We start from the raw sequence: 11,015 nt of genomic DNA, 5'->3' as shown, positions 1-11,015 counted from the left end.
CTCGATCATGTGCTGGACCGGCTGAAAGCGGCGGGCGTGAAGCGCGCGGTCGTCAACGTCCACTACCTCGCCGACGCATTGGAAGCGCATCTGAAGCGCCGCGTGCAGGGCATTGATATCGTTATCTCCGACGAGCGCGAGCAGTTGCTCGATAGCGGCGGCGGGCTGGTCAAGGCGCTGCCGCTGATCGACGATGATCCATTCCTGATCGTGAACAGCGACAGCCTGTGGGTCGATGGGCCGACCGATTCGATCCGTGCGCTGGCGGCACGGTGGAACGACGCGGAAATGGACGCGCTGCTGCTGCTGGTCCCTTTCGCGCGGGCCAATTGCTATCCGGGCCGTGGCGACTTCCACATGGACGGTAGCGGCCGGATCACGCGCCGCAAGCAGGGACGGGTGGCGCCGTTCGTGTACACAGGCGTCCAGATCGTCTCCAAGCGCCTGTTCGAAGGCGCGAAGGCCGAGCCGTTCTCGCTGAACCGGCTCTGGGATCGCGCGATCGCTGAGGGACGCGCGTTCGGGCAGGTGCACAACGGCCTGTGGTTCGAAGTCGGCAACCCGCCGGCGATCAAGCGGACCGAGGCCCTGCTGGCGCAGGAATAAGCGCCAAAGCGGAACAAAAGGTGCTCGACTTGGGCCATCCGCCCGCTATTCTCGGCGTGTGATCCGCCCCTCCGTCTACACCATCCCGCCGCATCGCAGCTTTGCCGACGCGCTCGTCGCCGGGTTGATGGCGCGGGAAGGGCGGGACCGGATGACGCTCGCGCGTGGGCTGGTGCTGGTGCCGAACAACCGGGCGGCGCGTGCCGTTCAGGACGCATTCGTGCGCCGTGCCGAGGGTGGCTTGCTGCTGCCGCGGCTGGTGCCGATCGGCGATCCCGAGCTGGACGAGCGGATCGGCGCCTTCCTCGATCCGATCGACGCGGAACCGATCCCGCCCGCAGTCGATCCGTTGCAGCGCCAGCTGATCCTGGCGCGGCTAATCGAGGAGAGCGGCGGCGCTGCGGGCGCGGAGGCGATGCGGCTGGCCGCCGAGCTCGCGCGCACGCTCGACCAGCTGCATGTCGAAGGCGTGCCGCCGCAGCGGCTGCGCGAGATCGATGTCGGCGAGCTGACCGAGCATTGGGCGCGATCACTGGAGCTGTTCGCGCTGGTGCTCGAACAATGGCCGAAGGAGCTGGCGCGGCTGGGGCGGATCGACCTGAGCGATCGCCGCAACCGGCTGCTGGAACGCGTCGCGAAGCGCTGGCGCGAGACGCCGCCGCCGGGATTTGTCGTAGCCGCCGGCATATCGACCGCTGCGCCTGCGGTCGCGGCGGTGCTGAGGACGGTCGCGTTCATGTCGAACGGGCGGGTGGTCTTCGACGCGCTCGACACCGGCATGCCGGAGGAGCAATGGGCGGCGCTCGGCCCGCATCGGCCCGATCCCGACGCCGAGGTCGCCGAACGGCCGGTCGAGACGCATCCGCAATATCATCTGAAGCTGCTGCTCGACCGGATGGGCGTCGCACGCGGCGAAGTCGAGCGCTGGCGCTGGGGTGGCGGCCACGCGGCGCGGGCCGGGCGAAGCCGGCTGATCTCGAACGCGCTGGCGCCGGCGCGCTTCACGACGGAATGGACCGACCTGCCCCGCAAGGAGCGCGACCGCTCCGGCGTCGAGTTGCTCGAAGTCGCGACGCCGGCCGAGGAAGCGCAGGCGATCGCGCTGGCGCTGCGCGAGGCGCTGGAGACGCCGGGACGCACCGCCGCGCTGGTGACGCCGGATCGCGGGCTGGCGCAACGCGTGTCGGCGCATCTGAAGCGGTGGGACATCGAGGCCGACGATTCGGCGGGCGTGCCGCTGTCGGTGACGCCGCCGGGCACTCTGCTGCTGGCGATCGTCGAAGCCGCGGCGGAGCGGTTCGCGCCGGTGCCGCTGTTGGCGCTGTTGAAGCATCCGCTGGTGCAGGCAGGCGAGGGGCGAGCGGAGTGGCTGGAGCAGGTGCGCCGGCTCGACCGCAAGCTGCGCGGCCCTCGGCCTGCGCCTGGGCTGACGCATTTGCCGGAGGCAGTCGCGGCGGAGCGGGCGAGGGAGTGGCTTGGGCCACTGGAAGAAGTCTTTTCCCGCTCATCCCGAGCGCAGTCGAAGGACGCGGGTACAGAGTCCGAGCAGCGCCCCTCGATTACGCTCGGGACGAGCGAGATTGGGAGTTTTGCGGAGCTGTTGGCAGCGGTCCGCGAGGCCGCCGAGCGGCTGGCCGGCGACGAGGTATGGGCAAAGCCGGCCGGGCGTGCCGCCGCCGAGTTTTTCGCCGGGCTGGAGGGGCATGGCGCCGAAGGGCCGGCGCGGATTGCGCCTGACTCGCTTGGCCCGATGCTGACCGAGCTGATGAACGGCGTCGCGGTGCGGCCGCCGCAGGGCGGGCATCCGCGCATCTTCATTCGGGGCCTGATCGAAGCGCGGCTGCAACAGGCGGACCTGACGATCCTCGCCGGGCTGAACGAAGGGACGTGGCCGGCGCTGCCGTCGCCCGATCCGTGGCTGGCGCCGCGCATCCGTGCGGAGCTGGGCCTGCCGGGGCTGGAGACGCGGATTGGTCTCGCCGCCCATAGCTTCGCCGGGGCGCTTGGCGCGCCGCAGGTGCTGATCACGCGGGCCAGACGCGATGCGCGCGGGCCGGCGGTCGCCTCGCGTTTCTGGCTGCGGCTGGAGGCGCTGACCGGTGGCTTGCCGCGCGCCGGGCGGCTCAAACATTGGGCGCAGGCGCTGGACGGAGTCGAGGAAACGAAACCTTCGCTCCGGCCGGCGCCCGCACCGCCGGTTGCCGAGCGGCCGAAGCGGTTGTCCGTGACCGACCTCGACCGGCTGAAGGCCGATCCGTTCGCTTTCTACGCAAAGGCGATGCTGAAGCTGTTCCCGCTCGATATGGTCGACGCCGATCCGACCGCCGCCTGGCGAGGGACGGCGGTTCACCTCGTCCTCCAGCAATGGGCGGAAGAGGATGATTGCGACCCGGCGAAGCTTCGCCCGCGCGCAGAGGCTTTCCTGGCCGGTGCCGACGCGCACCCGCTGATGCGCGCGTTGTGGGAGCCGCGGCTGATCGAGGCGATCGAATGGATCGCCGCCGAAATGGCCGAGCGCAAGGCCGAAGGGCACAAGGTGCTCGCGGTCGAATGCGAGGGCGAGCTCGACGTGTTCGGCGTCACGCTGAAGGGCATTGCCGACCGGATCGACCGCCGGCCCGATGGCAGCCTCGTCATCGTCGACTACAAGACCGGCAACGCGCCTTCGCCGAAACAGGTCGCAAGCGGCTATGCGCAGCAATTGGGGCTGATCGGCCTGATGGCGGAGCGTGGCGCGTTCGACGGCGTGGCGGGCACCGCGGGCGCGTTCGAATATTGGTCGCTCGCGCGCAACACGCAGGACGGCTTCGGCAAGATCGTCTCGCCGGTCGATCCGGCGGGCAAGGGCGGGCGCATCTTCACCGACCAGTTCGTCGCGCGCGCGGCGAGCAACCTGCAAGGCGCGGTCGAACGCTGGTTGACCGGCGCCGAGCCGTTCACGGCGAAGCTGCACCCGGAGCATGCGCCTTACGGGGATTATGACCAGCTGATGCGGCTGGACGAATGGTACGGCCGGGATGCCAGCCCCTCTCCCCTTGCGGGAGAGGGCGACTCGGCGAAGCCGAGCTGGGTGAGGGGTGCAGAGCGAAGCACAGCGAGCGTGGCCGCTCGCTCCCCCTCACCCTCCCACTCGCCTGCGGCGAGCGGGCCCCTCCCTCTCCCGGAACGGGATAGGGGCTGAATGCGGCCTCTCCCTCCTCTCCAGCCCGAGCAGCGCGAGGCGTCCGACCCGCGCGCGCAGGTGTGGCTGTCGGCGTCGGCCGGGACCGGCAAGACGCAGGTGCTGGTCGCGCGCGTGCTGCGGCTGTTGCTCAGGCCCGGCACCGATCCGTCGTCTATCCTGTGCCTGACCTTCACCAAGGCCGGCGCCGCGGAGATGGCGAACCGGCTGAGCGAGCGGCTGGCGCATTGGGTGCGCGCGGACGACACGGCCTTGTTCAAGGAGCTCGAAGCGCTCGGCGAGAAAAGCGGACCCGAGGCGCGGACCCATGCGCGCGGCCTGTTCGCGCGGGTGCTCGACGCGCGCGGCGGCGGCTTGCGTATCCAGACCATCCACAGTTTTGCGCAGGCGCTGCTGGCATCCTTTCCGCTGGAGGCGGGGCTTGCCCCCGGCATGCGGCCGCTGGAGGGGCGCGAGGAAGCGGCGCTTGCCCGTCGCGTGCTCGCGGACCTGGTGCTGCAGGCGGAGCGCGAGGGACGGCGCGGGCTGATCGCCGACCTGCAGGCGCTGAGCCGACGGCTGGGCGAGGACGGCGCCGAGTCCTTCCTGCGCGACTGCGCCCGCGCGCCTGACGCGATGGCGCAACTGCCGTCCGGCATCGCGCCGTTCGTTCGGCGCGCGCTCGAGATCCCCGTCGACGACATCGAGGCGCATATCGCCGAGCAATGCGGCGATGCGCTGTTCGACCTCGCCAGCCTGGAGCAGGTCGCGTTCGACAATCGCGACTGGGGGACTGCCAAGGGCCTCGATCGGGCGGAGATCATCGGCCGGTGGCGCGGCCTGTCGTCGGGGGATCGCGCGCTCGCTTTGGAGGAGTTGCACAGCGTCTGGGCGACGGCCAAGGGCGATCCGCGCTCGTTCGGCAAGGGTCAGGCGCCGCAGACCAGCGGCTATGCCGAACTCGCCAATCGGCTGCACGGGCGGTGCAGGGAGCTGATCGAGCTGCGTATTCGCGCGCGGCTGGCCGACCTGTTCGCGGCGGCGCTGGAGGCCGGCCGCGCCTACGCGGTCGCCTATGTCGAGGCGAAAAGGGCCGCGGGCGTGGTCGATTTCGACGACCTGATCCGCGCCACGGTGCGGCTGCTGGGCGAACCCGGCATGGGCGAGTGGATTCGCTATAAGCTAGACCAGGCGACCGACCACATCCTGGTCGACGAGGCGCAGGACACCAACGCCAACCAATGGGCCATCATCGGCAAGCTTGCCGAAGAATTCTATGTAGGAATTGGGCGCAAGGGACTGAAACTGCGGACGATCTTCTCGGTCGGCGATTTCAAGCAGGCTATCTTCGGTTTTCAGGGCACCGATCCGAACCTGTTCAACGGTGCCCGCGAGTGGTTCCGCGAGCGGATCGAAGGTGTCGAGGGCTGGCAGCTTAAGGATCTGTCGCTCGACCGATCCTTCCGCTCGACACCGCCGGTGCTTGAGGCGGTGGATGCGACGATTGCGGGCCTGCCGGAAGGCGCGCTTGGCGAGGGCGTGCGGATCGAGCCGCACCGCAGCGCGGTCGCGGGACCCGGCCTCGTCACGCTCTGGAAACCCCTCTCCGCCGAGCAGGCAGAAGACGAGGAGGGCGAGGAAGGCTGGGTCGACGACGCCCAGCGGACCTTCGCGACTGGCCTTGCCCGCCAGATCAAGGCCTGGCTCGCGGAGCCGATGATGCTAGGCAAGGGGCCTCTGCGGCCGCAGGACATCATGGTGCTGGTCAGGAAGCGCGGCGACCTCGCCTCGCTGATCGTGGCGCGGCTTTATGCCGAGGGCGTGCCGGTGGCTGGCCTCGACCGATTGCGGCTGAATGCGCCGCTCGCGGTGCGCGACCTGCTCGCGGCGGCACGGTTCGCGTTGCAGCCGGATGACGACCTGACGCTCGCCAGCCTGCTGGTGTCCCCGCTGATCGGCTGGAGCCAGGAGGAATTGCTGGCGAATGCAGTGCCGCGCGAGGGGAGCTTGTGGCGGCATCTCCGTCAGAGACGTCAGAGTCCGTTCGTTTCGAGCGAAGTCGAGAAACGCCTCTCCACCCGCTCCGGGCTAGCGCTTCTCGACTACGCTCGAAGCGAACGGGTGAAGGGTGCCGTCGACCACCTCACCGCCATCCTGAATGCGGCCGATTTCACCACGCCGTACCGCTTCTTCGAAGGCATCCTGTCCGGCCCGCTCGACGGGCGGCGCAAATTGCTCGCGCGGCTCGGCGAGGAAGCGCGCGATCCGGTCGAGGAATTGCTCTCCGCAGCGCTGGCGTTCGAGCGGCAGGCGACGCCGTCGTTGCAGCGCTTCCTCGACTGGTTCGATCGCGGCGACGTCGACATTGTCCGCGACCCCTCGCAGCCTCTGGACGCGGTGCGGGTGATGACCGCGCACGGTGCCAAGGGGCTGCAGGCGCCGCTGGTGATCCTGGCCGATGCGTGCACCGATCCCGGCGCCAACCGCCGCAACCGGCTTGACTGGAAAGTGGAGGGCGTGGACCAGCCGCTGCCGCTGTTCCGTCCGCGCAAGGACGAGCTGGCCGGCTCGCTCGCCGACGATCTCGCGGAAGCCGAGCGCAAAGACCGGGAGGAGCATTGGCGGCTGCTGTATGTCGCCATGACGCGCGCCGAGGAGCGGCTCTATGTCGGCGGCGCGCTCGGCTCCCGCGCCAAAGGCGTGCCGCCTGAGGAGAGTTGGTACGCGGCGGTCGAGCGCGGGTTGAAGGCGCTCGGTGCGGAACCGCTGGACGATGGCCGACTCGAATGGGCCGGGCGCTCACCGCAGCCTGCCGGCAAACCGAAACCTATCGAGGAGAAATCGCGGCAGCCGGCGGCTCCTCTGCCCGTCTGGGCGCGTCGGCAGGCGCCGCAGGAGGCGCGGCCGCCGCGGCCGCTCGCGCCTTCATCGATCGGGCTGGACGAGACCGCCGATCCGCCGCCCTCGCCGCAGATGCGCGCCGCGGCCGAGCGCGGGCGCTTGCTGCACGCGCTGTTCGAGCGGTTGCCCGCGATCGCGCCCGAGCGGCGCGCCACGGCCGGCGAGCGCTGGCTGGCGGGCGCGGGCGGAGCGAGCGATCCGGGCCTTCGTGGCGAATTGGTCGAGACGTGCTGTGCGATCATCGGCGATCCACGCTTTGCCGACGTGTTCGCGCCCGACGCGCTGGCCGAAGTGCCGCTCGCGGCGGTGGTGGAGGGGCGAGTGGTCGCCGGCAAGGTCGACCGGCTGCATGTGTCTGCCGACCGCGTGCGGGTGGTCGATTTCAAGACCAATCGCCGGGCGCCCGCCCGGCTCGACGATGTGCCCGAATCGCACCTGAGGCAGATGGCCGCCTATGCCGCCGCGCTTGCCCGGGTTTTCCCGGACCGGCCGGTGGAGGCGGCATTGCTCTACACCGCAGGGCCGGTGCTCCTGCCCCTGGACGCAGAGACGCTGGAGCGGCTCAAGCCCCGCTTGGCCGAGGCGTAACAATCTTTGGCGTGCGTGGCAGTTGAGCCGCCCGCGCGCCGTCCCTAAGTAGCGTCGCGACACAAGGAGTTTGACGCATGGCCACCAAGCAGATCACCGACGCGAGCTTCCAGACCGACGTGCTCCAGGCCGACAGGCCGGTGCTGGTCGATTTCTGGGCGGAATGGTGCGGGCCGTGCAAGCAGATCGGCCCCGCGCTCGAAGAGATCGCCGACGAGCTCGGCGACCGCGTGACGATCGCGAAATTGAACATCGACGATCACCCCGACGCGCCGGTCCGCTACGGCGTGCGCGGCATCCCGACGATGATCCTGTTCAAGGGCGGCGTCCCCGCCGCCACCAAGGTCGGCGCCGCGCCCAAGAGCCACATCAAGGGCTGGCTCGAAGGCGAGCTCTGATTCTTCAACGCAGCTTGTTTCGAGCGAAGTCGAGAAAGGCGTCGGACGGCGTGCTCCGCTTCTCGACTTCGCTCGAAGCGAACGGGTTATGAGGACGGAGGTTTGCTCCCCTCCAGCCCCCGCGTATCCGGCCGGAAGCGGTCGTGGCGCGGCAGGTCGTCGCATCCGTCCGCCCAGGGGATGCGGCTGGCGTAGAAGATGTGGAAGCCGGGCGCGATGCGCTCGGGCTGGTCCAGCGTCGCGACGCTGAAGTCGATCGTGTCGGGCTGGTGCTGGACGTGCATGCCGAGCGGCGTGCCGCAGGCGCCGCAGAAGATGCGCCAGCCGAAATTGCTGGAGGCGAAGCGCTTCACGCTGTCCTGCCCTTCGACCACTTCATAGTCGTTGGACGGCACGGTCGCGAACGCCATCGCCGGCGCGCCGGAGTTGAGCTGGCACGTCCGGCAGTGGCACCAGCCGGCGTCACAGGGCTCGCTGCCCAGCCGGTAGCGCACCGTTCCGCAGCAGCATCCGCCGGTCCAGTCGGTCATGATCGGTAATCCGCGTTGATCGAGATATAGCCGTGGGTCAGGTCGCAGGTCCAAACCGTCGCGCGGCCGGCGCCCAGCCCTAAGTCGACGCCGATCTCGATCTCCTGGCCTTTCAGATGCTCGGCGACCGGCGTCTCGTCGTAACCGGTCACCGCGCAGCCGCCTTCGGCGACGATGGTGTTGCCGAAGCGGATCGACAGCTTGTCGCGCTCGGCGGGCTCGCCGGCCTTGCCGACGGCCATCACGACGCGGCCCCAGTTTGCGTCCTCGCCGGCGACCGCGGTTTTCACCAGCGGCGAGTTGGAGATGCTCATCGCGATCCGGTGCGCGCTGCCGTCGGTGGCGGCGCCGGTGACCTGCACCTCGATGAACTTGGACGCGCCTTCGCCATCGCGCACGACGAGCTGGGCGAGCTCAAGGCACAGCGCGTCCAGCGCCGCCGCGAAAGCATCTGCGCCGGGATCGTCGAACGAAGCGAGCGGCGCATTGCCCGCCTTGCCGGTCGCAAAGGCGAGCACGGTGTCCGAGGTCGAGGTGTCGCCGTCGACCGTGATGCAGGAAAAGGTGCGGCGGTTGGCGGCGCTGAGCAACTGTTGCAGGAAGCCGGGCTCGACCGCGGCGTCGGTGAAGATGAAACCCAGCATCGTCGCCATGTCCGGCGCGATCATGCCGGAGCCCTTGATGATGCCGGCGAGCGTCACCGTCCGGCCGCCGATGACGGCCGTCTGGACCGCGCCCTTGGGAAAGGTATCGGTGGTGCCGATCGCCTCCGCCGCCGCAAGCCAGTCGCAGGCCGGCGCGGCGAAGGCGCCGTCGAGCCCCGCTTCGGCCTTGTCGATCGGCAGCGGCACGCCGATCACGCCGGTCGAGGCGACGAAGATGTCAGACGGCTGGCAGCCCAGATGGGCCGCCGCCCGCGCCGCGATCGCCTCCACGGCCGCGCGCCCCCGATTGCCGGTGAAGGCGTTCGAGTTGCCGGCGTTGACGACGAGAGCGCGGGCCCGCCCCAGCGTCAGCGCCTTGCGGCACCATTCGACTTCGGGCGACGCGCATTTGCTGTTGGTCAGCACGCCCGCGACCGCGGTGCCTTCGTCCAATGCGACGAAGGTCAGGTCGCAGCGATCCCATTCCTTGTACCGCGCCCGCGCCACGGCCGGTCGGGCACCGGCAATCGGCGGCAGGTCGGGGAACGGGCGGGCGAGGGGAGAGGGGTCGGCCATGCGCCCGCCGATACTCACGCGAACCGGGCAACGCCAGATATGGCTAACACTCGTTTCGGGCAGTGGACGCGGGCGCGGGGCGACACTATGTCACGGCCGGTTGTCGGACCCATTTTGTCGAACGGACTTGCGTTTGCGTTTGCTGCTGCACCTCCTGGCGCTGATCGCGGGCTTCAACGGCTTGATTGCCGGTCCTGCCGCTGCGCGTGCAAGCGAGCCGGCGGTGATTGCGGCGGCGGTGTCCGGCAGCATGGAACAGGCAGGCGAATCGGCCGCGGTCCACCTTGCATCCGTGCAGGCGCCGACGCTCGTCGAAGCGCCCGCCCTGGCCGAAGCCCGCGATCTGGTCTTCGTGCCCCAGACGCACCCGGTCGACGAGCGCCGGATCGAATAGCGCGCCCGCGCTGTTCCTTTACCGCCGGGTGCCGCTGGCGCCCGATCTGACCCCAGTTATCGATAGGTATTTCCATGTTCGGCGCAGTCGCCAAGGCCGTTTTCGGCTCTTCCAACGATCGTTACGTCAAGTCGCTCGGCTCCATCGTCAACAAGATCAACGGCTTCGAAGCCACTGTTTCTGCGCTCGCCGACGACGAGCTGGCGCAGCAGACCGTCCGCTTCCGGGAGCGGCTGGCGAACGGCGAGAGCCTCGACAGCATCCTTCCCGAGGCGTTCGCGACCGTGCGCGAGGCCGCCAAGCGCACGCTCGGCCAGCGCCACTATGACGTGCAGATGATCGGCGGCATCGTGCTTCACCGCGGCGAGATCGCGGAGATGCGCACCGGCGAAGGCAAGACCTTGGTCGCGACGCTCGCGACCTATCTGAACGCGCTGCCGGGCCAGGGCGTGCATGTCGTTACCGTCAACGATTATCTCGCCCGGCGCGATGCCGAGTGGATGGGCCAGATCTACCGCTTCCTGGGCCTCACCGTGGGCGTGATCGTGCCGAACCTGACCGACCAGCAGCGCCGCGACGCCTATGCGGCAGACATCACCTACGGCACCAACAACGAATTCGGCTTCGACTATCTGCGCGACAACATGAAGTACGAGCGCGAGTCGATGGTGCAGCGCCCGTTCAATTTCGCGATCGTCGACGAGGTGGACTCGATCCTGATCGACGAGGCGCGCACGCCGCTGATCATTTCAGGGCCGACCGACGACAAGTCCGAGCTGTACAAGCAGGTCGACGCGGTGGTCAAGCAATTCGTCCCCGACGATTACGAACTGGACGAAAAGCAGAAGACGATCATCCTGACCGAGGACGGCACCGAAAAGGCCGAACGGATGCTCGAGGCCGCGGGTCTGCTGCAGGGCGACAATCTCTACGATTTCGAGAACACGCAGGTGGTGCATCACCTGAACCAGTCGCTGCGCGCGAATGCGATGTTCAAGCTCGACACCGACTATATCGTCAAGGACGGCAAGATCGTCATCATCGACGAGTTCACCGGCCGCATGATGGATGGACGGCGCTGGTCGGACGGCCTGCACCAGGCGGTCGAGGCGAAGGAAGGCGTCAATATCGAGCCAGAGAACCAGACGCTCGCCTCGATCACGTTCCAGAATTATTTCCGCATGTATCCCAAGCTCAGCGGCATGACCGGCACCGCGG

Annotated in this window: 8 protein-coding genes; 6 read left to right on the top strand and 2 right to left on the bottom strand. The window is 69.0% G+C overall.

Going from position 1 to position 11,015, the window contains the following annotated elements:
• The 4 genes from VFT73_RS01435 to trxA form a co-directional block, all read left to right on the top strand.
• Positions 1-606 (top strand): nucleotidyltransferase family protein (locus VFT73_RS01435; RefSeq protein ID WP_326408349.1); only part of this gene is annotated, 606 nt, incomplete at its 5' end.
• 58 nt (positions 607-664) lie between these two features.
• Positions 665-3,787 (top strand): double-strand break repair protein AddB, encoded by a 3,123-nt coding sequence (addB, locus tag VFT73_RS01430; RefSeq protein WP_326408347.1) that lies wholly within the window; start codon positions 665-667, stop codon positions 3,785-3,787.
• Positions 3,788-7,255, top strand: a complete 3,468-nt coding sequence (gene addA / locus VFT73_RS01425) for a double-strand break repair helicase AddA (protein WP_326408346.1) — start codon at positions 3,788-3,790, stop codon at positions 7,253-7,255.
• A 77-nt stretch (positions 7,256-7,332) separates the two neighbouring features.
• Entirely contained in the window at positions 7,333-7,653 is a 321-nt protein-coding gene (trxA, locus tag VFT73_RS01420; protein WP_326408345.1) for a thioredoxin, read from the top strand.
• 86 nt (positions 7,654-7,739) lie between these two features.
• Here trxA and VFT73_RS01415 read toward each other — a convergent pair whose 3' ends face one another.
• A complete protein-coding gene (locus VFT73_RS01415; protein ID WP_326408344.1) occupies positions 7,740-8,183 on the bottom strand; it encodes a GFA family protein in 444 nt (147 codons plus the stop codon).
• Positions 8,180-9,403: a bifunctional glutamate N-acetyltransferase/amino-acid acetyltransferase ArgJ gene (gene argJ / locus VFT73_RS01410; protein WP_326408342.1), complete on the bottom strand. Its 1,224-nt coding sequence runs from the start codon at positions 9,401-9,403 to the stop codon at positions 8,180-8,182. The genes VFT73_RS01415 and argJ overlap by 4 nt, the downstream gene beginning before the upstream one ends.
• A 133-nt stretch (positions 9,404-9,536) precedes the next feature.
• Here argJ and VFT73_RS01405 point away from each other — a divergent pair, with 133 nt between their 5' ends.
• Entirely contained in the window at positions 9,537-9,797 is a 261-nt protein-coding gene (locus VFT73_RS01405; protein WP_326408341.1) for a hypothetical protein, read from the top strand.
• Positions 9,798-9,871: 74 nt separating this feature from the next.
• On the top strand, positions 9,872-11,015 hold a 1,144-nt coding region (locus VFT73_RS01400; protein WP_326408340.1), incomplete at its 3' end, for a DEAD/DEAH box helicase.

This window comes from Sphingomonas sp. (assembly GCF_035758555.1).
In the GTDB taxonomy this organism is placed as follows: domain Bacteria; phylum Pseudomonadota; class Alphaproteobacteria; order Sphingomonadales; family Sphingomonadaceae; genus Sphingomonas_B.
This window is presented reverse-complemented; position numbering and strand designations above follow the sequence as displayed.

Coding starts and splice junctions, on each gene's coding strand:
- addA (WP_326408346.1), top strand. CDS start 3,788: ATGCGGCCTCTCCCTCCTCTCCAGCCCGAGCAGCGCGAGGCGTCCGAC.
- trxA (WP_326408345.1), top strand. CDS start 7,333: ATGGCCACCAAGCAGATCACCGACGCGAGCTTCCAGACCGACGTGCTC.
- VFT73_RS01415 (WP_326408344.1), bottom strand. CDS start 8,183: ATGACCGACTGGACCGGCGGATGCTGCTGCGGAACGGTGCGCTACCGG.
- argJ (WP_326408342.1), bottom strand. CDS start 9,403: ATGGCCGACCCCTCTCCCCTCGCCCGCCCGTTCCCCGACCTGCCGCCG.